This is a genomic window from Mesorhizobium escarrei, from assembly GCF_935825525.1.
In the GTDB taxonomy this organism is placed as follows: Bacteria; Pseudomonadota; Alphaproteobacteria; order Rhizobiales; family Rhizobiaceae; genus Mesorhizobium; species Mesorhizobium escarrei.
Genome location: NZ_CAKXZT010000113.1, coordinates 1 through 23,324 on the forward strand (window position 1 = coordinate 1; position 23,324 = coordinate 23,324).

The following is a 23,324-nucleotide window of genomic DNA, read 5'->3' on the forward strand; positions in this document are numbered from 1 at the left end:
CAAAGCCCTCACAGGGGGAGAAGGCAAGAGGCGCCAGACTAGCCCCTTACGTATTCATCGAATCGAAGAAATCCGCGTTGGTCTTGGTCTGCTTGAGCTTGTCGATGAGGAACTCGATGGCGTCGGTGGTGCCCATCGGCGCCAGGATGCGGCGAAGCACGAAGATTTTTTGCAGGTCCTGCCGGGCGACCAGCAGGTCTTCCTTGCGGGTGCCGGACTTGAGGATGTCCATGGCCGGGTAGATGCGCTTGTCCGCCACCTTGCGGTCGAGCACGATTTCCGAATTGCCGGTGCCCTTGAACTCTTCGAAGATGACCTCGTCCATGCGGCTTCCGGTGTCGATCAGCGCGGTGGCGATGATGGTCAGCGAGCCGCCTTCCTCGATGTTGCGGGCGGCACCGAAGAAGCGCTTCGGCCGCTGCAACGCATTGGCGTCGACACCGCCGGTCAGCACCTTGCCGGATGACGGCACCACGGTGTTGTAGGCGCGGCCGAGGCGGGTGATCGAATCCAGCAGGATGACGACGTCACGCCCGTGCTCGACTAGGCGCTTGGCCTTCTCGATCACCATTTCGGCGACCTGGACGTGGCGCACCGCCGGCTCGTCGAAGGTCGACGAGACGACCTCGCCCTTCACCGAGCGCTGCATGTCGGTGACTTCTTCCGGCCGCTCGTCGATCAAGAGCACGATCAGGTAGCATTCGGGATGATTGGTGGTGATCGAGTGGGCGATGTTCTGCAACAGCACCGTCTTGCCGGTGCGCGGCTGCGCCACGATCAGAGCGCGCTGGCCTTTACCGAGCGGCGCCACCAGGTCGATGACGCGGGCCGAGATATCCTTCGAGGTCGGAACGTCCATTTCCATCTTCAGCCGCGAGGTCGGGTAAAGCGGCGTCAGATTGTCGAAATGGATCTTGTGGCGGATCTTTTCCGGGTCGTCGAAATTGATCGTGTTGACCTTGAGCAGCGCGAAATAGCGCTCGCCCTCCTTCGGGCTGCGGATCGGGCCTTCGACGGTGTCGCCGGTCTTCAGCGAGAACCGCCGGATCTGCGACGGCGAAATGTAGATATCGTCCGGACCCGGCAGGTAATTAGCATTGGCCGAGCGCAGGAAGCCAAAACCGTCCTGCAGCACCTCGACGACGCCGTCACCGATGATCTCGATATCCTGGGTCGCCAGCCGCTTCAGGATCGCGAACATCAGCTCCTGCTTGCGCATGACACTGGCGTTCTCGACCTCGAGCGATTCGGCATAAGCGATCAGCTCTGGCGGTTTCTTGTTCTTGAACTCGGTGAGTTTCATTTCTTGCATCATTAGACGGACTCTGAGTGAGTAAGTATGGGGAAATATCGGCGGGATGCGACAAATGCCGGGCGCGGCCGAAGCGATGAATGGGGCGGCGCATGACGGGAAGGAAGACCCGTCTTTTATCGCCGGTCGACTGAAAGAGCAAGCCGCCTTTTGTGGCCGCCAATCGCATCAGGTTTGCGCTGCCCCTCACCTGGCTGCCGGCATCCTTTCCCCGTATAGTGACGGGGAGAGGGGGCGCTCTCATTGATGGTTTCGCCAACCGTCGGCGTTACAAAATATTCGCTAAGCACGAAGCTTAAAACGGCTTCACGATTACCAGCACGACGATGACGATCATCAGCAATGTGGGGATCTCATTGACGATCCGCCAGTGCTTTGCGGGCTTTTCGTTGCGGTCCTCGGCGAATTTGCGCACCGCGCCGGCCAGATAGCCATGAACCGCCGAGAGGCCAAGCACCGCGGCGATCTTGGCATGCAGCCAGCCACCCTGAAAGCCAAAACCTTTCCAGGCCAGCCAGAGGCCGAACACCCAGGTGATGATCATGGCCGGATTGATGATGCCGCGCAGCAGCCGGCGCTCCATCAACTTGAAGGTTTCCGACTGGACCGAGCCTTTCTCGGCGTCGGCATGATAGACCAGCAGCCGCGGCAGATAGAGCATGCCCGCCATCCACGAGGTGACGGCGATGACATGGATCGCCTTTGCCCAGGGATAGAAATCATCCGGCCCGAACAGGAACAGAAGCGCCGCCAGGACGAGGAAGATGACGATGGCGATCGCTGCTCGACGCATCGCGCCCGCCCCGCTGCTGTCCGCCTTCCTGCTGGTCGTGTTCCTGTCGGTCATCGATGTGCCCGCACCAGTTTCACCATTGCCTCGACATGCGCGATCGGCGTTTCCGGCGTGATGCCGTGCCCGAGATTGAAGACCAGCGGTCGATCGCCCAGTGCCTTGAGGATCGTGTCGACACCGTCCGAAAGCGCCTTGCCGCCGGCCACCAGCCGCAACGGATCGAGATTGCCCTGCACGGCGCCGTCGCGCTGCAGTTCCTTCGCCGTCGTCAACGGCACGGTCCAGTCGAGTCCCAACCCGGTCACGCCGGTTTTCTGGCGATAGCTGCGGTAGTGGGCGCCGGCGCCCTTGGGAAAGCCGATGATCGGAATGTCGGGATGGACGGCCCGGACCTGCCTGACGATCTCCGCCACCGGCCTGACGCAAAACGCCTCGAAAGAGACTTCGTCGAGCACGCCGGACCACGAGTCAAAGATCTGCACCACATCGGCGCCGGCTTCGATCTGTCGGATCAGATAGGCAGCAGAGTGATCGGCAAGCACGTTCAGCAATTGTAAAAAAGCCGCCGGCTCACGATAGGCAAAAAGCCTGGCCGGGGCCTGGTCTGAGGTGCCGTGGCCGGCGATCATATAGGTCGCCACCGTCCAGGGCGCGCCGCAGAAGCCGATCAGCGTCGTTTCATCAGGCAGTTTTGTCCGCAATCGCCTGACCGTCTCGTAGACTGGGTCGAGATTCACGTGAAACGTTTCGCCGTCGAGAGCGGCAATCTCCGTGGCCGAGATCGGTGTCAACAGCGGTCCGCGGCCCTCCTCGAAGCGCACGTCGCGGCCCAGCGCATGCGGCACGACAAGGATATCGGAAAACAGGATCGATGCATCGAAGCCGAAGCGTTCGATCGGCTGCAGCGTCACTTCCACGGCAAGATCGGGATTATAGCAAAGATCGAGGAACGATCCGGCCCGCCGGCGTGTCTCGCGATACTCCGGCAGATAGCGGCCGGCCTGCCGCATCATCCAGAGCGGCGGCGGAGACAGAGGCTTGCCCTTCAACACGTCCAGCATGATGCGGTTTTCAGGCATTCAGCGCTCGCCTCTCCAGCCTTCTCTATAATTAAATATTCCATTTCTAGGAATCTTATGATTCTAAGAGTCTGTTGGTATCGGTGGTTGTCTCCTGTCCCGCCTTGCCCCGGAAAAGGCCAGCCAGCATATTGTCGCGTGCTTCTTCTGCCGGATAGGAGGAGTTTGGGGACAGTTGGAAATTTCCGACTGGGAACAATGTGTTACCGCCCGCCTAGAGAAAATGGCCTTGTGGATGGGGCCGAGTCGAAAAAGCCCGTCCCCGGATTTGTCCCCAGCCGCCCGACGCAGCCGACCGCGCATCGAATTGTGGACAAACTGGCATCTGATACAGTCGCCCCGAACCGGCCGATCTTTCCGACCGACCTTATCCACATCGGCCCACAGCTTGGAACGAACCCCTGTGAACAAACCCCAGAGCTTCTTTCACCTTCACCTGATTTCCGATGCCACTGGTGAGACGCTGCTGGCGGCCGGGCGCGCGGCTTCGGCGCAATACAAGGATGCGCGCGCCATCGAGCATATCTACCCGCTCATCCGCACCGAAAAGCAGGTGACGAAAGTGTTCGAGGACATCGAGGAGGAGCCGGGCATCATCCTTTATACGGTCGTCGACCAGAAGCTCGCCCGCGGCATCGACGAGCGCTGCGCCGCCATGGGCCTGCCTTGCGTCTCCGTGCTGGAACCGGTGCTGACCGTGTTCCAGTCCTATCTCGGCACGCCGGCCGGTCGCCGCGTCGGCGCCCAGCATGTGCTGGACGCCGAATATTTCCGCCGCATCGACGCGCTCAACTTCACCATGGAGCATGATGACGGCCAGCTGCCCGCCAATATGGATGATGCCGACATTGTGCTCGTCGGCATTTCGCGCACCTCGAAGACGCCGACCAGCATCTATCTCGCCAATCGCGGCATCAAGACCGCCAACATCCCGATCGTGATCGGCGTGCCGGTGCCGGAAAGCCTGGTCAACGCCACGAAGCCGCTGATCGTCGGGCTGATCGCCACCGCCGAGCGCATCTCGCAGGTCCGCCAGAACCGCATCCTCGGCAACACCAGCGCCTACGAGCCGACCGACTATGTCGACCGCGCCGCGATCAACGAGGAACTCGCCTACGCCCGCCAGATCTGCACCCGGCATGGTTGGCCGATGATCGACGTCAGCCGCCGCTCGATCGAGGAGACGGCGGCGGCGATCGTTGCCCTGCGCGGCAAGACGCGCTAGGGCGTGTGATATTCAGGTGATGCCGGCCTGCAAACGGCGGCTTCCTGCGCTTCCGGTGCTCACGTACGAAAAGTACGCTCCGCTCCGGTTCTCGGAAGCCACCATTTTCGGCTCGGCCTGACCTGAATCTCGACACACCCTAGTGAGCGTCAGAAATCGGGCGATAAAAATGACCGAAAAAATCATCCTTGCCTCGGGCAGCCCGTTTCGCAAGGCGCTGCTTGTCAATGCCGGCGTGGCGGTCGAGGCGGTTCCGGCGGAAGTCGACGAGCGCGCGCTCGAAGCACCCTTGCAGGACAGCGGTATCTCGCCCGAAGACGTCGCACTGGTGCTGGCCGAGGCCAAGGCCACCGAGGTCAGCGAGCGAAAGCCCGGCGCCCTGGTGCTCGGCTGCGACCAGACGCTGTCGCTCGGCGACGAAGTATTCCATAAGCCGGCCGACATGGAAGCCGCGCGCCGCCATCTCCTGGCGCTGTCGGGCAAGACCCATCAGCTCAACAGCGCCGTGGTGCTGGCCCGCGACGGCGCAGTTCTGTGGCGGCATGTCGGCGTTGCCAGCCTGACCATGCGAAAGCTCGCTCCGGCCTTTATCGGCCGCCATCTGGCGCGCGTCGGCGCCAAGGCGCTGTCCAGCGTCGGCGCCTACCAGATCGAAGGCGAGGGCATCCAGCTGTTCGAAAAAGTAGAAGGCGACCATTTCACCATTGTCGGTCTGCCGCTTCTGCCCGTCCTGGCCAAGCTGCGCGAGTTCGGAGCCATCGATGGCTGAGGCCGCGAAAAAGGCCTTCGTCACCGGTCACCCGGTCGCGCATTCGCGGTCGCCGAAGATCCACGCCTATTGGCTGGCGAAATACGGTATCGACGGCAGCTACCGGGCGATCGACATTGCGCCGGAGGCTTTTGCCGAATTCGTCGAAACACTCGAGGCGAATGGCTATCGTGGCGGCAACGTCACCATCCCGCACAAGGAGTCTGCCTTCGCGCTGGCGACGCGCCTGGACGCTGCGGCCGAACAGATCGGCGCCGCCAACACGCTGTGGTTTGAGGACGGAACTCTGTGGGGCGGCAACACCGACGCCTATGGCTTTGCCGCTAATCTCAACGAGCATTCGCCGGGCTGGGCCACAAACGGCCCGGCCGTGGTGCTCGGCGCCGGCGGCGCCGCCCGCGCTGTCATTCAGGCGCTCAAGCAGCGCGGGATTGACGATATCCGCGTCGTCAACCGGACGCTCGCCCGAGCCGAGGAACTGCGCCACCGCTTCGGCGCCGGGGTCTCGGCCCACGGCACGGCGGCGACCGGCGAGTTGCTTGCCGATGCCGGCCTGCTGGTCAACACGTCAGCGCTTGGCATGCATGGCAATGAAGGGCTGTCCGCCGATCCGGCCAGGCTGCCGGACCATGCCATCGTCACCGACATTGTCTATGTGCCGCTGGAAACGCCGTTGCTGGCCGCCGCCAAGGCGCGCGGCCTGAAAACCGTCGACGGGCTCGGCATGCTGCTGCACCAGGCGGTGCCCGGCTTCGAGCGCTGGTTCGGCATCAGGCCTGAGGTCACTGCCGAATTGCGGCAGATGATCGTCGCCAATCTCGGTGCCCAAGGTCTCGGTGCCCAAGGGATGACCAGGGAGTAAAAAAGCATGATCGTGCTCGGCCTCACCGGATCGATCGGCATGGGCAAGTCGACGACGGCCAGGATGTTTGCCGAAGCCGGCGTGCCTGTCCACGATTCGGACGAGGCAGTGCATCGCCTCTACGCCGGCAAGGCGGCTCCGCTGGTGGAGGCGGCGTTTCCCGGAACGACACAATCCGGCTTGGTCGATCGCACCACGCTGGCCGAGCGGGTGCTCGGCGATGCAGCCGCACTGAAACGGCTGGAAGCGATCATCCACCCGCTGGTCCGCGCCGACGCCGACGCTTTCCTGGCCAGGAACCGGGCCGCCGGCGCGTCGCTTGTCGTTCTCGATATCCCGCTGCTGTTCGAAACCGGCGGCCGCGACCGCGTCGACAAGGTCGTGGTCGTCACCGCGTCGCCCGACATCCAGCGCGCCCGCGTGCTGGCGCGGCCGGGCATGAGCGAGGAGAAACTGGCGTCGATCCTGGCTAGGCAGGTTCCCGACGCCGAAAAACGCAAGGCTGCCGATTTCGTCATCGACACCGGACAGGGTTTTGATGCGGCACGCGCGGCGGTCAATGCGATCGTCGCGAAACTGGTCGGGGATAAAGCCGGCAGGCCTGCTTAACGGCGCTTGCGTCCGGCGCAATATGTTGCCAATTTGTTCCCAAATTGATTCGGCTGGAACGACGCCGGACACAACGGACTGATTCGATGCGCGAGATCATCTTCGATACGGAAACCACAGGTCTCGATTTCCGCGATGATCGCGTCATCGAGCTCGGCTGCATCGAGCTGGTCAATCGCTTCCCGACCGGCCGCACCTTCCACCACTACATCAATCCGCAGGGACGACCGATCCATGCGGAGGCGCAGGCCGTTCATGGCATCAGCGCCGCCGACCTGATGGGCAAGCCGACCTTCAGCGACATCGCCGAGGAGTTTCTTGCCTTCATCGACGGCGCCAAGCTGGTCGCCCACAATGCGACTTTCGATATCGCTTTCCTCAATGTCGAGTTCGGCCGGCTTGGCCATCCGGTCGTTGATCCCGGTCTTGTCGTCGACACGCTGGCGCTGGCGCGCCGCAAGCATCCGATGGGCCCCAATTCGCTGGACGCACTATGCCGGCGCTACGGCATCGACAATGCCCGCCGCACCAAGCACGGCGCGCTGCTCGATTCGGAATTGCTGGCCGAGGTCTATATCGAGCTCATCGGCGGCAAGCAGGCGGCACTCATCCTCGACAGTGCCACGGCGCCGGCCGGCGGCAGGAGAAACGTCGACGACATCGACATCAGCATCGGCGCGCGGCCGATAGCGCTGCCGTCTCGCCTGACCGAGGCGGAGCGCAGCGCGCACGCGAGCATGGTCGGCACTTTGGGCGAAAAGGCGCTCTGGCTGCGCGTCGCCCGGGAAGCGAGTTCTGCGGCATAGTGATTTTGACGGGTTGAATGCCGATCGGCAGTGGCGTCGATAATTTTCAGCTGCCACTGTGGACGGTTCCTGCCGATCGGCATCCAATCGCTCAGGATCGAGCAGTTCGTCCCAAACAAAAAACCCGGCGTGAGGCCGGGTTTTTCAAGCCTACCGAGATAGCCTTCTCAGCTCACCTTGACCTTGCTGGCGGCCTGGTCCTCGGCCAGCTTCTGCTGGAACATCTGCGCGAAATCGATCGGATCGAGCATCAGCGGCGGGAAGCCGCCATTGCGGGTCGCTTCGGCGATGATCTGCCTGGCGAACGGGAACAGCAGCCGCGGGCATTCGATGAACAGCAGCGGCAGCATGTGCTCCTGCGGGAAGCCGCTGATGGCGAACACGCCGCCATAGACCAGCTCGACGTTGAACAGCACTTCCTTGTCGAAGGACGCCTTGGCGTTCAGCGTCAGATTGACGTCGAACTGTTTGTCCGAAAGCGGGTTGGCGTTGACATTGACGTTGATCGCGATGCCGGGGGCCTTGTCGCGGCCGCGCAGCGAGTTCGGCGCTCCGGGACTTTCGAAGGAAAGGTCCTTCACATATTGGGCAAGCACGTTGAGCGAAGGCTGCGTCGCGTCGCCATTGCCACTGGCCGCGCCGGTCGGCGCGTCGTCTTTGCTGGCCATAAGCCTTTGTCCTTTTGCCTCGGCAGCGTTGCTGACCGGATTGAAATCGGGCGTTCGCTACCATGGTCGGCATGACAAGACAAGGTTTGCCGGGGCAATCAAGCCGCAAGCGCGGCCGGCAGTGCATACCGACGCAAGATGACTTCGCCGGCGATCGACTGGAGAAAGGGATTGTCGTACAGCCCCGCCATGACCACCACCACCAGGTCCAAGCTTGGCACGATGTACATGCGCTGGCCGCCATATCCGACGGCGGAGATCCACCTGATCTCCTGACGATCGACAAGTGACCGACCCAAGCCACCACTGGAAACCGTAAAAGAACAGGCCTGCACCGTTCACATGAGGGCCGGTCGACTCTTCTATCCAAGCCTCCGAGATGACGGGCCCGCCCTTCCATATGCCCCGGTCGAGGACAAGCTGGCCAATTTTAGCAAGATCGCGAGGGCACATGCGAAGTCCCGACACAGCGTTGGGCGTGCCGTCTGCGTAGCGTACCCCATTCGACATCCTGAATACCGAGAGGTTCAAACAGCGCCTCCCTGGCGAGGGCATCGAGCGGGGAACCTGACCTTTTTTCCAAGATCGCGGCGAGGAGAGCGGTCAGGCCGCCATTGTAGCAATAGGCTGCACCAGGCGGCCGGATGATTGGCTGTTCAAGCACATAGCGATAGGGGTCTGGAGCATCGATCATCCGCCGTTCGCTGTTTGCCGGATTGCTGTAGGGGAGTTCCTCGTTCCATGCGAACCCTGCCGACATCGTGAGGAGGTGCCGAAGATCGATCCGCGCCTTATCTGGCGTGTTCAGATCCGCGTATTCAGGGAAGAATGAAAAGACCGGTCGTCCAGGTCGTCGATCCACCCTCGATCAACGCCAATGCCGAAGAGCAGTGACGTGATGCTCTTGGTGACCGAACGCAGATCGTGCCTGAGGCCGGCATGGTATGTGACGCGTCCGAGAGACGTTGCCCATGCCCTGTCCTCCCCGGTGAAGTAGCGCTCGCAAACCAGCTTGCCGCGGCGAACCATCAGTACGGCATGAGGGTTTGCCTCATCCCAGTTTTCAAACTGCGGAGCGAGCCCGCTGAGCATGTCGGCATCCATGGCCCCGGCATCAGGTGGAGAGATCTCCCAGCCGTCATCCCGATCATCGATGCTAGTCAATTCTTCCATCGGGGGAACCGAGCAGAGCCATCATTGGTGTTTCATCAAGACCTGTATCAATTTATTTCGATCGCGGTGAGGTCCGCCAGGGGTCGAATGCCGCTATTGAGCAGTGCAAATTCAACCAGATAAACTAGCTGCCGCTACTCGTCCTCAGGCCGACCTACTCGTCCTTGAGGCGGCGCCAGGGGGAATTGTGATCGGGGCCGTGCTCGTCGCCGCGCGAATAGTCGCTGTCGTCGAGGTCGATGGTCTTGTCGCGCGGCCTCGCCCGGAATCCGCCGGTGCCGAAACTGGTCGCCATCACGATGCGGCCTTTCAGCCGGCGCCAGGCGAGGTCACGGACCGGCGGCAGCAACAGCAGAATGCCGAAAATGTCGGTGATGAAGCCGGGGATGATGAGCAGGATCGCTGCCAGCACGACCATGGCGCCATGCGCGAGCTGGCGGCTTGGATCACGCCCGGCGTCCATTTCGGCACGGACCCGGGTCATCACGCCGAACCCCTGGTATCGCAACAACAGCGCGCCGGCGACGCTGGAAGCCAGCACCAGGCCGACCGTCGCCAGGGCGCCGACCTGGCGGCCGACAACGACGAAACCGGCGATCTCCAGCAGCGGAAGCGCCAGGATGAACAGGGGAAGCAGCGAAATGCGCAAATCTTGACCGATCGTTTCGATGTTTTGCTGGCCGGCGGGCAATCGCCGCTGGCCCTGAACCTTTTAGATAGGTATGGCTGCCTTTAATTTGAATGATTGCAGCTTGCGTTCTATATGCTTTGGATGTTGAACGCTATGCGACCGCAGCCATTGCCTGGCCGGGCGGTCCGGCCGGAGTAGGGATTGATTGGCGGAAGATATGGGATTCTTCGACTTCGGCACGATTTTCTTTCTGGTTGCGGCGGTTGTGATCTTTTTCCAGCTGCGCAATGTGCTCGGCCGCCGCACCGGCAGTGAGCGCCCGCCCTTCGATCCTTATACGGCGGGCCGCACCCGCGACGATGCCCAGAAGCCCGAGAACGTGGTCTCGCTGCCGCGTAAGCGAGCGCCGGGAGAGCCGGCAATCGACGCCTACGCGGCGATCGACGCCTTCGCCAAGCCTGACACCGATCTCAACAAGGGCTTGCGCGCGATCAAGGACAATGATCCGGGATTCGATCCCAAGACCTTCGTCGACGGCGCCAAGATGGCCTATGAGATGATCGTCATGGCCTATGCGGATGGCGACCGCAAGACGCTGAAGAACCTGTTGTCGCGCGAGGTCTATGACGGCTTCGTCGCGGCGATCGGCGACCGCGAGGCGAAATCGGAAAAGATCCAGTCCTCCTTCGTCGGCATCGACAAGGCCGACATCGTTTCCGCCGAGATGAAGGGCAGCGAGGCGCATATCACTTTGCGTATCGTCAGCGAACTGATTTCGGCAACGCGCGACAAGGCCGGCGCCGTCATCGACGGCGATCCTGAAACCGTCGCCGAGGTCAAGGATGTCTGGACCTTCGCCCGCGATACGCGCTCGCGCGACCCGAACTGGAAGCTCGTCGCCACCGAAGAAGAAGACTGAGCCCGGACTACGGCGGGGTCTGTCGTGCCGCTTTCTCAGGCGTTCCGGGAAAAATCCTTTGACGATCTGCCCGGCTGGGAGGAGGACGACCATCTGGCCGCGTTCGCGGCTTTCCGGCGTTCGGCTTTTCAGGTCTTGGCGAAACCCTATCGCTCCGGCGGGCTCGGTGTCGACTTCAATGCCTTCACCGAGGCCTATGCTGCAGCCCGCACCGTTTCGCCAACCGGCCGGCGCCAAGCCCGCGCCTTCTTCGAGCTCCATTTCATCCCGGCGCACATAGCGGCGGAAAGTGGCGGCGTCGGCCTCGTCACCGGCTTCTATGAACCGGTGGTCGACGCCTCGCCGGTGCGAACCGAACGATTTACAGTGCCGCTGCTGTCGCGTCCGGCCGATCTCGTCGACATCGACGACGCCAACCGGCCCGACGGCATGGACCCCTATCTCGCCTTCGGCCGCGCCACGTCGGATGGACCGGTCGAGTATTTCGACCGCGGCGAGATCGAGCGCGGCGCGCTCGTCGGCAAGGGGTTCGACGCCAAGGGTTTGGCGGGCAAGGGTTTGGAAATCGCCTGGCTCGCCGACAAGGTCGACGCCTTCTTTATCCACGTACAGGGTTCTGCGCGGCTCACCATGACCGATGGCCGGCTTTGCCGCGTCACCTATGCCGCCAAATCCGGCCAGCGCTTTACCGGACCGGGCAAGATCCTGAGCGAGCTGGGCGAAATCCCGCTGGAAGCGGTGACCATGCAGTCGGTCCGCGCCTGGTTCAAGGCGCATCCGCAGCGCATCGACGAGATCCTGTGGCGCAACCGCTCCTATATTTTCTTCCGCGAGATTTCCGTCAGCGAGGCGGCGGTCGACGACCCGGAACTCGGGCCGATCGCTGCCGCAAAAGTGCCGCTGACGCCGGGCCGCTCCGTTGCTGTCGACCGTCTGCTGCATACATTCGGCACGCCGTTCTACATCGACGGGCCGTCGCTGACCGCTTTCGACAACAAGCCCTTCCGGCGGCTGATGATCGCGCAGGACACCGGCTCGGCCATCACCGGCCCGGCCCGTGGCGATCTGTTCACTGGTACGGGAGATGCGGCCGGCGAGATCGCCGGCGTTGTCCGCAACCCTGCCGATTTCTACGCGCTGATCCCGCGTCGGCTTGTGCCGGGAGCCGGCCGATGACCCGGCGCATCGACAGGCTGAGCGAGGACGACCGGGTTCTGTGGAACCTGGTGGCGCGCACGGCCAAGCCGCTGAAGGGCAAGTCCGCCATCGACAACCCGGCGGACATCGGTGATGACGCCAAGCCACCGCCGCGTGCCCAGGCGATGGCTCCTGCTGCGGCCACGAAAGCCAAGACGCAGCATGTTTCGCATGCGCTCGACGAGCCGACGCTGGAAAAACTGTCGAAGGGCCGGCTGCCGATCGAAGGCCGCGTCGATCTGCATGGCCTGAGCCAGGACCAAGCCTATTCGCTTTTGTTTTCCTTCCTGCACCGGGCGCATGCCGGCGGCATCCGCTATGTGCTGGTGATCACCGGCAAGGGCTCCTCGTCGGGCGGCGACGGCATCTTGCGGCGCGCCGTGCCGGCCTGGCTGTCGACACCCGCATTCAGGCCGCTCGTCTCCAGCCACGACCACGCCGCCCGCAAGCATGGCGGCTCAGGCGCGCTCTATGTCCGCCTTCGGCGCGCGCGCTAATGCGGATGCGGGCATGAGAGTGCACCCCACGAGGATGGACTTGTGACCCCGTTCGGCGAAAAGCTTCGCGCCCTGCGGAGCGAACGCGGCGTCAGCCAAAAGGCCATGGCCAGGGCGATCGGCGTCAGCGCCGCCTATCTGTCGGCGCTGGAGCACGGCCGCCGCGGCGCGCCAACCTGGACGCTGATCCAGAAGATCATCGGCTACTTCAATGTCATCTGGGATGATGCCGAAGAACTCGCGCGGTTGGCCGAGACCTCGCACCCGCGAGTGAAGCTCGACACGTCGGGCCTCAGCCCCGCCGCCACCGAGCTTGCCAATGTCCTGGCCGAAAACATCGAAAAACTCGACGAGGCGGAGCTCCGCCGCATCACCGCATCGATCCGCGCCGCGCTGGGGCGGACGTAGGGCTTGTCCGACTCGTGTGGAGGCGATCGATTGTCGATGTTGGCGCCGCCCCTCATTGCCCTGCCGGGCAATTTCTCCCCGTAAACGGGGAGAAAGAGGCTACTGGACCGCGCCGACCAGAACCGGCTGGCCATCACGGATCGAGACCCAGCGACCGGTATTGTCGATCGCCTGCCGCTTGAGGAAGCGGTAGCCGGTCCGGTCCCATGAGCGGACCTTTCCGTCCAGATTGTCGAGGACGTAGTCGCCCTTGCTTGTGCGCACGGTCAGCACGGCATGGCCCTCGCCGTCCGGCTTGCGCACGACGGTCATCAGAAGATTGGCGTAGGACACGCCCAAGCGATTCAATTCGCGGCGCTTTTCCAGGACGTAGTCCTCACAGTCGCCGACGCCCCTGACGGGATAGGCCCAGACCTCGTCCTTGCCATAAATGTCGATGTCGCTTATCGGCTTGACGGCGGCGTTGACCCTGGCGTTGACGCCGAGCATCTTGCGCCAGAGCGCGCCGGTCATCGTGGCGGGGGCGAGATTGCCCGGGTGGATCGAGCATTCGGCCGGACTGGTCTTGCAGAAATCGTAATGGCCGATCGGCTGCGATGTCGGGCCGCCGGTTGCCATTGGTCCGGCCGCCGAAGCCGCGGTCGACCAGCCTGTCGCAAGAGCCAGCCCTAACAGGGCGCACACGCGCAGCCCTCTCGCCATTGGTGAGGAAATCATTGTCCCCCTCGTCCCTTGTTGTTAATGAAACGTTAAGGGCGATCTACAGTCCCTGTCAATTATACCAACGGCCAGATTTGCGATATGGTTACCCGCGCAGCCGAAAGCGCGGCTATTGTGCAACAGGTCGACTTGAACGGCGGCTGCCATCCGGGACATCTTTACTTTTTGGCGGTCCGAACCAGCTTCGGCCTCACCGCAACGCGGGTCTGGCGGCCATAGCTGGTGATGAAGTCGACGATGCGCGGCACGATTTCGGAGCGGAAGCGCGAGCCGTTGAAGACGCCGTAATGGCCGACCGCCGGCTGCATGTAGTGAGCGTGCCTGTCCGCGGGGATGTTGATGCAGAGGTCGTGCGCGGCCTGGGTCTGGCCGAGGCCGGAAATGTCGTCGTTCTCGCCCTCGACCGTGAACAGGGCGACATTGCGGATATCAGAGGGATCGATGACGACGCCGCGATGCGTCATTTCGCCCTTGGACAAGGCATGGCGGACAAACACGGTGTCGACCGTCTGCAGGTAGAACTCCGCCGTCAGGTCCATCACCGCCAAATATTCGTCGTAGAAATCGCGGTGTTTCTCGGCATTGTCGCCATCATTCTTCACCAGATGCATGAAGAAGTCCTTGTGGGCGATGATGTGGCGGTCGAGATTCATGCTCATGAAGCCCGAAAGCTGCAGGAAGCCGGGATAGACCTCGCGACCGAAGCCCGGTACCGGCCACGGCGCCTGCATGATGACGTTGTCGCGGAACCAGTCGACGCCCTTTTCCTCGGCCAGAAGGTTGACCGCGGTCGGATTGCGGCGGGTGTCGATCGGCCCGCCCATCAGCGTCATTGTCGAAGGAACGAACGGGTCGCCGCGCGTTTCCATCAGCGCCACCGCCGCCAGCACCGGCACCGAAGGCTGGCACACCGCCATCACGTGGGTGTCGGGGCCCAGCGCATGCAGCATGTCGACGATGTAATCGATGTAGTCGTCGAGGTCGAAGCTGCCCTCGCTGAGCGGCACCATGCGGGCGTCGACCCAATCGGTGATGTGGACGTCGGCATGGGGCAGCATCGCCTCGACCGTGCCGCGCAGCAGCGTTGCATAGTGGCCGGACATCGGCGCCACGATCAGCAGCTTCGGATCAGGCCGGCGTCCGACGGGAACCGCCCGCTCGAAACGGAGCAGATTGCAGAACGGCCGCGACCACACAGTCTTTTCGGTGACATCGACGCTTTTCCAGTCGAGCACGGTCTTGGTCAGGCCGAATTGCGGCTTGCTGTAGCGGCGCGTCGTGCGCTCGAACAATTCGGCCGTTGCCGCGATCGAGCGGCCCCAGGACGTGTGCGTGAACGGATTGAGTGGATTGGTGTAGAACATCCGCACCGCATCGGCATAGAGGCGGGCCGGCTGCACGGCGGCGTGGTTCATTTCGTAGAACTGGTAGAACATCGAAAACCCCGCTGCTGCGACCGAAGGGACGACGCAGCGCCGAGCCTTGAATCTCTCGCGCGAAGGTTAACAACAAACTGCTGCGATGCAATACGTCAAGTGAATTGATTTATACTGATACTTTCGTCTAAGGCGTTGAAAACCGACTTTGAACGGCGGCAGCCGGCTTATTGTGCAAGTGCGAAAGGTGCCGGAGAGGGCAAACTTCAGGTTGCGCCGCCCTTCATCCGCCTGCCTTCCGGGGCTGATGATTCGCGAAAGCCGAAGCGACGTCCATCGCCCCCTTGCCGGGGGATGTCCGGCAGGACAGAGGGGAAAAATCGCGGCTTCATTCCAGCTTGGGTTCCTCGCCCCCACGAAAGTGGGGGAGAGGTGGCTCGGCAAAGCCGAGACGGGGGGGAACCGCGCTCTACGAAAGCCCCCTCTCCGACCGCGGAGCCTGTCCTCGGGTTTGCCAGAGGCAAGACCCGTGGGCGGCCACCTCTCCCCCGCTTCGCGGTGGGCGAGGAACCCAGGTCTTGACAGCAGGGGCAGCGCGGCCATTCGGCCGTGAAGACATATCTCAGACGCGTGGCATCACACGCGGTCGGTGCACACAGCAGCATGGCCCGAGCTGATGAAGCCGAGCCGCCCCGCGGCGCCTTTCGACAGGTCGATCACGCGACCCTTGATAAACGGGCCGCGGTCGTTGATGCGCACGACGACGCTGCGGCCGTTGTTGCGGTTGGTGACCCTAAGCTTGGTGCCAAAAGGCAAGGTGCGGTGCGCGGCGGTCAGCGCCGACGGGTTCATGCGCTCGCCGGAAGCGGTCTTCGAGGTCAGAGCGTACCAGGAGGCGCGGCCGCATTGCGCGGCGGCAGGGGATGCGGCGACCATCAGGCCAGCCGCGATCGTCACCGCGACAAGCGCGGTCTGGTTGGGTTTGTTCATCTGTGCCAAGGGGCTCCGTTTGACAGACCCGGCCGTTACGGATCGAATATGGCACGAAATGCGGCAGTCGTCTGGCGGTTCCATGACTACAGTACACGTTTGGAGTCGGCTGGAAACAGTCTGTCATGGAATGTTGGGACTGCGCCGATGTATGTCTGGTGGTCTTCGCACCAGCATCGAGGTGTTTCCGGCAAGACCCGGCCCCACTAGGCAAGTAGATGTGAGAGCGATCGGGTCGCTTCCTTTCGCCTTGCCATTGCGGTCATGGCGGAATTGACAATCGACTTGGAAAGGGAATTCCGACGATGAGATTGATCAAGAATCTGCTGGCATTGATTGTGCTCGCCGTCGGTGCGCTGTGGTCGCTGCAGGGCATCGGCCTCGTCGGCGGAAGCTTCATGACCGGCCAGTCGCAATGGCTCTATATCGGTATCGTCACTGCGCTGGTCGGCCTGGGCGGCCTGGTGTGGGCGAACCGTTCGCTCCCCTGACACTCGATCCACCTCAGGCCTGGCGGCGTTACGGTCGACCGGCGAATGCGCGGCCCGCCGAAAGCAAGCATTTTCCTAATTCGCGCGCAGCTTCGGCAAATCAATGCTGCGAATGGCCGACGATTTGAAAACCGGTCGCTGTATTCGGGGCTAAGTATAGTAGTCTTATAGACATTGCAGGAATGAGAGAACGATGAGCGATGTCCATATCGCGGCGATCACCCGCATGAGTGTCGAGCGCTGGCTGTCCCCATTGGCGTGCCTCGTGGCTTCAGGAGGGAAGAACGTCCGGCAAATGGCCGCAGCGGCTTGAAAACGAAGCAAAATCAATGGCACCCGTCTTGTGTATCGAATTGCTAGAATGTCATACAAGCTTGGACGCGGTGGGGACGCACGCCAGGCGTTTCGCAACCGGTGGCCCTGCGCCATTGCATGACAGAGAAACGTTCGGTCTATGCTCACAAAAAAGGGCAAGTACGGCCTCAAGGCGCTCATCCATCTGGCGCGGCTGCCAGTTGGTCAGCTCGCCTTCGTTGGCGATATCGCCACCGGGAACAACATCCCGAAGAAATTTCTCGACGCCATCCTCGGCGAACTGCGCAATGCCGGTTTTGTCCAGAGCCGCAAGGGTAAGGAGGGCGGCTACCGCCTGGCGCGGCCGGCGGATGAAATCAAGATCGGCCACGTCGTGCGCGTGCTCGACGGACCGCTTGCTCCCATACCCTGCGCCAGTCGCACCCGATATCAGCGCTGCGAAGACTGCAACGAGGCGACATGCCAAGTCCGACATCTGATGCTGGAGGTCCGGCAAGCGATCGCCGAGGTGCTGGATCAGCGCAGCCTCGCCGAGATGCGCGATATCGCCGGCGACGACGACCTTTCCGCTGCGTTGAAAATCCAGGCCTGAGCCGGAACCGACGGCTCCTCAGGCAATTGGTCCGCGCATGACCGGCCGCGCAAATTCGATCGTCCCGAATTCGATCGTTATTGTCGGCGGCGGCGCCAGCGGCGTCGTCCTTGCCGCCCATCTCCTGAAGTCCCCCAATCCCGATCTCCGTGTCACGCTGATCGAAAAGCGCCCGCATTTCGGCCAGGGCATCGCCTATTCCACGCTGCTGTCGGCGCATGTGCTGAATGTCAGCGCGGCCGGCATGAGCGCCTATGCCGACGACCACGGCAATTTCTGGCGCTGGCTGCTTGAACGCGGCCTGGCAACCCCAGCGCAGGCGCCGGTCTACGCGCCGCGCAGCGTCTATGCCCGCTACCTGAAGGAATTGCTTGACGAGCTCGAGGCGCGCGAGACGGGGCGTCTTCGCCTGATCCGCGAGGAGAGCCTGTCGATCTCGCCGACCGGGTCCGGGGTCGAGGTGGCGCTGGCCAACGGCACCAGCGTTGTCGCCCACATTGCCGTGCTGGCGACCGGACATGACGAGGAGCCGGGCGCCGGCCACGGCCATGCCATCAGGATGGGATCGGACGCCGACACCGTGCTCGACCCGGAAGCCCGAGTCCTGGTGCTCGGCACGGGGTTGAGCATGGTCGATGCCTTCCTGTCGCTCGAACAGCGCGGCCATCGCGGCGAGATTATTGCGGTGTCGCGGCGCGGCCTGCTGCCTTCGCCGCATCGCAAGGGCAATCCGATCAAGCTCGACGTTGCCGACATTCCGCTCGGCACCCAGCTCTCCTATTTCGTCGGTTGGTTTCGCGACCTGATCCGGGAAAACCAGAAGGCCGGCATCGACTGGCGCGACATCGTCGACGGTCTCAGGCCGTTCAACCAGAAGATCTGGCAAAACTGGCCGTCTTCGGCCAAGCGCCGCTTCGTCGAGCACACCAAGGCGTGGTGGGACATCCACCGCCATCGTATGGCGCCGGAAGTCTATGGCCGTGTCACCGAGGCGGTCCAGTCGGGCCGCATCCGGCTTGTCGCCGGGCGCGTCGTCGGCATCAATGCGGGCGATGAATTTACGGTCGAGGTCCAGTCGCGCCACACGCAAAACATCGAGACGTTCGACGTTGCCCGCATCTACGATTGCACCGGCATCGCCAGGGACATCTCGACCACGTCGAACAGTGTGGTGCGATCGCTGGTCGATCGCGGGCTGGCCCGGCCGGATCCGCTGCGCCTTGGCCTCGACGTATCACAATTGCGAGGTGATCGCCAGCGACGGCACCGTCTCGGCCAAGATCCTGGCGGTCGGGCCGCTGACCCGCGGCACCTTCTTCGAGATCGACGCCATACCGGACATCCGCATACAGTGCGCGCGGCTGAGCCGGCGGCTGCTGGGTTAAGGTATGAGGTCGGCGCTCTACGGCGCCCCCTCTGTCCTGCCGGACATCTCCCCCTCAAGGGGGGAGATCGGCAGTTTCAACGCCCCGTGTCTCTTCAACGCTGGAGATTGGCGAAAGCCGATGTGAGATCCGATCTCCCCCCTTGAGGGAGATGCCAAGTTTTGGCAAAGAGGGCAGGCCAGAGGGGGGTGCTGTCCCGCGACCTTATCGTGATTAGCGTGACGGAGCGGCCCTACGGAATCCCATTCCCCGTCTGGCCAATGGAATGGCACGATCTATCTTCTTTCAGACTGCAAACGGCTGGAAAAGAGGATAGGCTGACAGCCTGCCCAAGGCGGTCGCTTGACCATGGAGCATCAGCATGAGCGTGCACAAGATCGCCCCCCCGGACAGGGCAATGTCCCGCCTGCGTCCGCCCTATGCATCGGTTCTCGACCTGATCGGGCAGACGCCGGTTGTCGAGCTGACCAAATTCGAGATCGGCAAGTGCCGGCTGTTCATCAAGCTCGAAAGCCAGAATCCGGGCGGCTCGATCAAGGACCGCATTGCGCTGTCGATGATCGCCGACGCCGAAAAACAGGGCAGGCTGAAGCGCGGCGGCACCATCGTCGAGGCGACCGCCGGCAACACCGGCCTTGGCCTCGCCCAGGTCGGCATCCCCAAGGGCTACCGCATCATTCTGGTCGTGCCCGACAAGATGTCGCGCGAAAAGATCCAGCATCTGCGGGCGCTTGGCGCGGAAGTCCGCATGACGCGTTCCGATGTCGGCAAGGGCCACGCCGAATACTATCAGGACATGGCCGAAAAGATCGCCGCCGAGTTGCCTGGCGCCTTCTATGCCAACCAGTTCGCCAATCCGGCCAACCCGGACGCCCATGAAACCACCACCGGTCCGGAGATCTATTCGCAGCTCGACGGCGACGTCGATGCAGTGGTCGTCGGCGTCGGCTCCGGCGGCACGCTGACCGGGCTTGGCCGCTATTTCGCAAAAATCTCGCCGAAGACCGAGATGATTCTCGCCGATCCGGTCGGCTCGGTGCTGGCACCGTTGATCAAGACCGGCAAGATGCAAGAGGCCGGAAGCTGGACCGTGGAAGGCATCGGCGAGGATTTCGTCCCGCCCAATGCCGATCTGTCGCTGGTCAGGAAGGCCTACTCGATCACCGACAAGCAGAGCATGCTGGCGGTGCGCGACCTGCTTTCCAAGGAGGGCATCCTCGCCGGCTCGTCCTCCGGCACGCTGCTTTCGACAGCGCTGCGCTATTGCCGCGAGCAGACCGTGCCGAAGCGGGTCGTCACCTTCGTCTGCGACAGCGGCAACAAATATCTGTCGAAAGTGTTTGACGATTTCTGGCTGATCGAGCAGGGCCTCGCCGAGCACGAGCAGCATGGCGATTTGCGCGACCTGGTGATGCGCACGCACCGCACCGGCGACATCGTGTCTGTCGGCCCGGACGAAAGCCTGCTCAACGCCTATGGCCGCATGCGCCGTTCGGATGTCTCGCAACTGCCGGTGCTGGACGACGGCAGACTGGTCGGCATCGTCGACGAAAGCGATATCCTCGCCCACGTCGAAGGCCCCTATGACAGCCGCTGGGACCGCTTCAAGGCCCCGGTGCGCACGGCGATGACCGCCAATCTGCACACGCTGCAGGCCAGCCAGACGCTCGATGCGCTGCTGCCGGTGTTCGACCGCAACGAAGTCGCCATCGTCTTCGACGGCGACGAATTCATCGGCCTGATAACCCGCATCGACCTGATCAACCATCTAAGGCGCCGCGCAAAATGACCATCAAAGCCACCGTATCGGGCAGCAACCGCCTGGCCTTCTCGACGCGCACGATCCATGGCGGCCAGAGCCACGACCCGACGACGGGCGCGGTGATGGTGCCGATCTATGCGACCTCGACCTACGGCCAGCAGAGCCCGGGCGTGCACAAGGGTTTTGAATATGCGCGCAGCCAGAACCCGACCCGCTTTGCCTTCGAGCGCGCGGTGGCCGATCTCGAAAGCGGCGCAGCCGCCTTCGCTTTCGCCTCGGGGCTGGCGGCGATCGCCACGATTTTCGAACTGCTCGATTCCGGTGCCCATGTCGTTGCAACCGACGATATCTATGGCGGCACGTTTCGGCTGCTGGAGCGGGTGCGCAAGCGCTCGGCCAATCTCCAGGTCGACTTCGTCGACTTCACCGATCTGGCCGCAGTCGAAGCGGCGATCCGCCCGGAAACGAAGCTGCTCTGGGTCGAGACGCCGACCAATCCGCTGCTGCGCGTCGTCGATCTCGAAGCGGTGGCCGCCCTGGCCAGGCGCAAGGGCGTGCTCTCGGTTGCCGACAACACCTTCTGCAGCCCCTATCTGCAGCGGCCGCTGGAGCTCGGCATCGACATATCGGTCCATTCGACGACCAAATACCTCAACGGCCATTCCGACATGGTCGGCGGCGTCGCCGTCGTCGGCGACAACAAGGATCTGGCCGACCGGCTGAAATTCCTGCAAAACGCCATTGGCGCTATTTCCGGGCCGTTCGACAGTTTCCTGGCGCTGCGCGGCCTCAAGACGCTGGCGCTCAGGATGGAGCGCCATTCGTCGAACGGCCAGAAGATCGCGCACTGGCTGGAAAGCCGCCCCGACATCCGCCGCGTCATCTATCCCGGTCTTCCAAGCCATCCGCAGCACGCCATCGCCAGGCGGCAGATGCACGCCTTCGGCGGCATGATCACGGTCGAGCTCGACCGTGACCTCGCCGGCACCAAGCGCTTCCTCGAGCACACGCAGCTGTTCACGCTGGCCGAAAGCCTCGGCGGCGTCGAAAGCCTGATCGAGCACCCGGCGCTGATGACGCATGGTTCGATCCCGGCCGGGAAGCGGGCTGAGATTGGGATTTCCGATTCGCTGGTGCGGTTGTCGGCTGGCATCGAGGATGGCGATGATCTGATTGCGGATCTGGACCAGGCGCTGGGGGGGTGAGGGCCCTGTGTTGGGGCGCTCGTTTCTGGCATTGAAACCGCTTACCGACGCTGAGGCGGTCAATCATCGATGCTGGCGCTGCCCCTCACCTGCCTGCCGGCATCCTCTCCCCGTAGAACGGGGAGAGGATGCTCTCGTCTATGATTTCAATTTCCAGCATTGCAGAAGAGTGCAGAAGCTGCGGCCAGCGGGCTTCTCCCCGTTTACGGGGAGAAGGTGCCGGCAGGCGGATGAGGGGCAGCGCAAACCTGAAGCGATTTGCGCTGAACCTCTGCGATAGCCGTTGACCTTCGCCGCATCCGGCGGAATTGTGGCTTCCCTATAATTGCCGACAGGCACGGTAGAAGTCATGACCACTCGAGAGCGAGACCAGCCAATAGCCGCCGCGGCCCCGCTCACCTTCGCCATCCTTGTCTTCCCCGGCTTTCCGATGATGGCTTTCAGTTCGGTGATCGAGCCGTTGCGTGCGGCCAACGTGCTGGCCAAGAAGGAATGCTACCGCTGGATCATCGTCGGCGCCGCCGAAGGTCCGGTCGCGGCTTCGAACGGCGTCGTCATCCAGCCCGGCTTTTTCGCCGGCGATGCGCCGAAGGTCGACCGCATCGTCGTTTGCTCGGGCGGCGACGCCGATCATCTTGTCGCCGACGATGCCGTGAGCTGGATCCGCAGGAGCCTGCGCGGCGGCGCCCATATCGGCGCGGTGGCGGATGCCGCTTTCTTCCTGGCGCGGGCCGGCCTGCTCGATGGTCATGCCTGCACCTTGCACTGGACCAGCCAGGCGGCCTTCACCGAAGCGTTTCCGGACATCGAGTTGAGGCGCGATCTCTACGTCATCGACCGCAAACGCTTCACCTCGGCCGGCGGCGTCGGCAGCCTCGACATGATGCTGGAGATCATCACCAAAGATTATGGCGCCGAACTCGCGGCCGGCGTCGCCGAATGGTTCGTGCACAGCCCACTGCGCTCCAGCGTCGACCGCAAGCTGATGCCGCTGCGGCTGCGCACCGGCGTCCAGAACGAGCTGGTGCTGGCGGCCATCGCCATCATGGAGGACGCGGTGGAGGAGCGGCTCGGCATGGCGGCGCTGGCCGAAAAGCTCGGCGTCTCCTCCGACAAGCTCGAACGCAACTTCCGCGCCGAGCTCAGCATCTCGCCCAACGGCTATTACCGCCGCCTGCGGCTGAAGCGCGCCGCCGATCTCCTGGCGCATTCGACGCTGATGGTGCGGGACGTGGCGCTCGCCTGCGGTTTTGCTTCGATGTCGAGCTTTGCGCGGGCGTTTCGGGAAGAGCATGGGCATGCGCCGAAGGTGATGAGGCGGCATTAGGGCTTGCGAGCGTTGGCGGGACAGCGCCCCCCTCTGGCCTGCCGGCCATCTCCCCCACGAGGGGGGAGATCGGCAGCTTCGGTGTTTCGCTTCTCCTGAGATGGTGCAGTTTGGCGAAAGCAGCGGTGACGGCCAATCTCCCCCCAAGTGGGGGAGATGTCCGGCAGGACAGAGGAGGGCGCCGTAGAGCGCTACTCCAAGCGGTATTCAGCA

25 protein-coding genes and 1 pseudogene are annotated in these 23,324 nt (G+C 63.1%); 15 read left to right on the plus strand and 11 right to left on the minus strand.

The genetic code is table 11. From position 1 onward, the window contains the following. Nucleotides 1–46 precede the first annotated feature (46 nt). From rho to hemE, 3 genes are all read right to left on the minus strand, one after another. Nucleotides 47–1,312 (minus strand): transcription termination factor Rho, encoded by a 1,266-nt coding sequence (rho, locus tag NMG80_RS07605; protein WP_027153631.1) that lies wholly within the window; start codon nucleotides 1,310–1,312, stop codon nucleotides 47–49. A 295-nt stretch (nucleotides 1,313–1,607) separates the two neighbouring features. Continuing rightward, nucleotides 1,608–2,159, minus strand: a complete 552-nt coding sequence (gene hemJ / locus NMG80_RS07610; protein ID WP_254017549.1) for a protoporphyrinogen oxidase HemJ — start codon at nucleotides 2,157–2,159, stop codon at nucleotides 1,608–1,610. After that, the gene (hemE, locus tag NMG80_RS07615) at nucleotides 2,156–3,184 is read right to left on the minus strand and encodes a uroporphyrinogen decarboxylase (protein WP_254017550.1); all 1,029 of its coding nucleotides are present in this window, start codon (nucleotides 3,182–3,184) and stop codon (nucleotides 2,156–2,158) included. Before hemE ends, hemJ begins: the two co-directional genes overlap by 4 nt. A 403-nt stretch (nucleotides 3,185–3,587) precedes the next feature. Between hemE and NMG80_RS07620 the strand changes: the two genes are divergently transcribed. From NMG80_RS07620 to dnaQ, 5 genes are all read left to right on the plus strand, one after another. Next, the gene (locus NMG80_RS07620; protein ID WP_254017551.1) at nucleotides 3,588–4,409 is read left to right on the plus strand and encodes a pyruvate, water dikinase regulatory protein; all 822 of its coding nucleotides are present in this window, start codon (nucleotides 3,588–3,590) and stop codon (nucleotides 4,407–4,409) included. Nucleotides 4,410–4,578: 169 nt separating this feature from the next. Then, nucleotides 4,579–5,178: a Maf-like protein gene (locus NMG80_RS07625; protein WP_254017552.1), complete on the plus strand. Its 600-nt coding sequence runs from the start codon at nucleotides 4,579–4,581 to the stop codon at nucleotides 5,176–5,178. Beyond that, nucleotides 5,171–6,040 carry a shikimate dehydrogenase gene (locus NMG80_RS07630; protein ID WP_254017553.1) on the plus strand — a complete coding sequence of 290 codons (870 nt, stop codon included), beginning with the start codon at nucleotides 5,171–5,173 and terminating at the stop codon, nucleotides 6,038–6,040. Before NMG80_RS07625 ends, NMG80_RS07630 begins: the two co-directional genes overlap by 8 nt. 6 nt (nucleotides 6,041–6,046) lie before the next feature. Then, nucleotides 6,047–6,649, plus strand: coding sequence for a dephospho-CoA kinase (gene coaE / locus NMG80_RS07635; RefSeq protein WP_254017554.1), 603 nt, complete (start codon nucleotides 6,047–6,049; stop codon nucleotides 6,647–6,649). Between the two features lie 86 nt (nucleotides 6,650–6,735). After that, entirely contained in the window at nucleotides 6,736–7,455 is a 720-nt protein-coding gene (dnaQ, locus tag NMG80_RS07640; protein ID WP_254017555.1) for a DNA polymerase III subunit epsilon, read from the plus strand. Between the two features lie 167 nt (nucleotides 7,456–7,622). Here dnaQ and secB read toward each other — a convergent pair whose 3' ends face one another. From secB to NMG80_RS07655, 5 genes are all read right to left on the minus strand, one after another. Further along, nucleotides 7,623–8,123, minus strand: coding sequence for a protein-export chaperone SecB (secB, locus tag NMG80_RS07645; RefSeq protein WP_027153623.1), 501 nt, complete (start codon nucleotides 8,121–8,123; stop codon nucleotides 7,623–7,625). 98 nt (nucleotides 8,124–8,221) lie between these two features. Beyond that, nucleotides 8,222–8,353, minus strand: a complete 132-nt coding sequence (locus tag NMG80_RS37015) for a hypothetical protein (protein WP_301942994.1) — start codon at nucleotides 8,351–8,353, stop codon at nucleotides 8,222–8,224. A 200-nt stretch (nucleotides 8,354–8,553) separates the two neighbouring features. Next, on the minus strand, nucleotides 8,554–8,985 hold the full coding sequence (locus NMG80_RS37255; protein WP_367185936.1) for a serine hydrolase domain-containing protein: 432 nt from the start codon (nucleotides 8,983–8,985) through the stop codon (nucleotides 8,554–8,556). Further along, complete coding sequence (locus NMG80_RS07650; RefSeq protein WP_254017556.1) at nucleotides 8,928–9,296, minus strand: beta-lactamase family protein; 369 nt, start codon at nucleotides 9,294–9,296, stop codon at nucleotides 8,928–8,930. The genes NMG80_RS37255 and NMG80_RS07650 overlap by 58 nt, the downstream gene beginning before the upstream one ends. Before the next feature lie 154 nt (nucleotides 9,297–9,450). Further along, nucleotides 9,451–9,945: an FxsA family protein gene (locus NMG80_RS07655; protein WP_254017557.1), complete on the minus strand. Its 495-nt coding sequence runs from the start codon at nucleotides 9,943–9,945 to the stop codon at nucleotides 9,451–9,453. Between the two features lie 199 nt (nucleotides 9,946–10,144). Here NMG80_RS07655 and NMG80_RS07660 point away from each other — a divergent pair, with 199 nt between their 5' ends. Genes NMG80_RS07660 through NMG80_RS07675 form a run of 4 tightly spaced genes read left to right on the plus strand, consistent with a single transcriptional unit; the run spans nucleotide 10,145 to nucleotide 12,948 of the window. After that, a complete protein-coding gene (locus NMG80_RS07660) occupies nucleotides 10,145–10,846 on the plus strand; it encodes a Tim44/TimA family putative adaptor protein (protein ID WP_254017558.1) in 702 nt (233 codons plus the stop codon). Between the two features lie 24 nt (nucleotides 10,847–10,870). After that, a complete protein-coding gene (gene mltA, locus NMG80_RS07665; protein ID WP_254017559.1) occupies nucleotides 10,871–12,022 on the plus strand; it encodes a murein transglycosylase A in 1,152 nt (383 codons plus the stop codon). Further along, entirely contained in the window at nucleotides 12,019–12,540 is a 522-nt protein-coding gene (locus tag NMG80_RS07670; RefSeq protein ID WP_254017560.1) for a Smr/MutS family protein, read from the plus strand. Before mltA ends, NMG80_RS07670 begins: the two co-directional genes overlap by 4 nt. 42 nt (nucleotides 12,541–12,582) lie before the next feature. Beyond that, complete coding sequence (locus NMG80_RS07675) at nucleotides 12,583–12,948, plus strand: helix-turn-helix domain-containing protein (RefSeq protein WP_023802676.1); 366 nt, start codon at nucleotides 12,583–12,585, stop codon at nucleotides 12,946–12,948. 99 nt (nucleotides 12,949–13,047) lie between these two features. Here the strand turns inward: NMG80_RS07675 and NMG80_RS07680 are convergent, their stop codons facing one another. From NMG80_RS07680 to NMG80_RS07690, 3 genes are all read right to left on the minus strand, one after another. Beyond that, a complete protein-coding gene (locus NMG80_RS07680) occupies nucleotides 13,048–13,665 on the minus strand; it encodes a transglutaminase-like cysteine peptidase (RefSeq protein ID WP_254017561.1) in 618 nt (205 codons plus the stop codon). Between the two features lie 161 nt (nucleotides 13,666–13,826). Then, the gene (locus NMG80_RS07685) at nucleotides 13,827–15,104 is read right to left on the minus strand and encodes a polyhydroxyalkanoate depolymerase (RefSeq protein ID WP_254017562.1); all 1,278 of its coding nucleotides are present in this window, start codon (nucleotides 15,102–15,104) and stop codon (nucleotides 13,827–13,829) included. Between the two features lie 576 nt (nucleotides 15,105–15,680). Then, complete coding sequence (locus tag NMG80_RS07690; RefSeq protein WP_254017563.1) at nucleotides 15,681–16,034, minus strand: septal ring lytic transglycosylase RlpA family protein; 354 nt, start codon at nucleotides 16,032–16,034, stop codon at nucleotides 15,681–15,683. Nucleotides 16,035–16,339: 305 nt separating this feature from the next. Between NMG80_RS07690 and NMG80_RS07695 the strand changes: the two genes are divergently transcribed. The 6 genes and pseudogenes from NMG80_RS07695 to NMG80_RS07720 all read left to right on the plus strand — a co-directional run bounded on the left by NMG80_RS07695 (nucleotide 16,340) and on the right by NMG80_RS07720 (nucleotide 23,111). Next, the gene (locus tag NMG80_RS07695; protein ID WP_254017564.1) at nucleotides 16,340–16,525 is read left to right on the plus strand and encodes a hypothetical protein; all 186 of its coding nucleotides are present in this window, start codon (nucleotides 16,340–16,342) and stop codon (nucleotides 16,523–16,525) included. A gap of 454 nt (nucleotides 16,526–16,979) precedes the next feature. Continuing rightward, on the plus strand, nucleotides 16,980–17,432 hold the full coding sequence (locus NMG80_RS07700) for an RrF2 family transcriptional regulator (RefSeq protein WP_254017565.1): 453 nt from the start codon (nucleotides 16,980–16,982) through the stop codon (nucleotides 17,430–17,432). Nucleotides 17,433–17,469: 37 nt separating this feature from the next. Next, nucleotides 17,470–18,817 (plus strand): annotated as a pseudogene (locus tag NMG80_RS07705) (FAD/NAD(P)-binding protein). Nucleotides 18,818–19,178: 361 nt separating this feature from the next. Beyond that, nucleotides 19,179–20,606: a pyridoxal-phosphate dependent enzyme gene (locus NMG80_RS07710; RefSeq protein WP_254017566.1), complete on the plus strand. Its 1,428-nt coding sequence runs from the start codon at nucleotides 19,179–19,181 to the stop codon at nucleotides 20,604–20,606. After that, nucleotides 20,603–21,784, plus strand: a complete 1,182-nt coding sequence (locus NMG80_RS07715) for a cystathionine gamma-synthase (protein ID WP_254017567.1) — start codon at nucleotides 20,603–20,605, stop codon at nucleotides 21,782–21,784. The genes NMG80_RS07710 and NMG80_RS07715 overlap by 4 nt, the downstream gene beginning before the upstream one ends. 349 nt (nucleotides 21,785–22,133) lie before the next feature. After that, entirely contained in the window at nucleotides 22,134–23,111 is a 978-nt protein-coding gene (locus tag NMG80_RS07720; RefSeq protein WP_254017568.1) for a GlxA family transcriptional regulator, read from the plus strand. The last annotated feature ends 213 nt before the right edge of the window (nucleotides 23,112–23,324 follow it).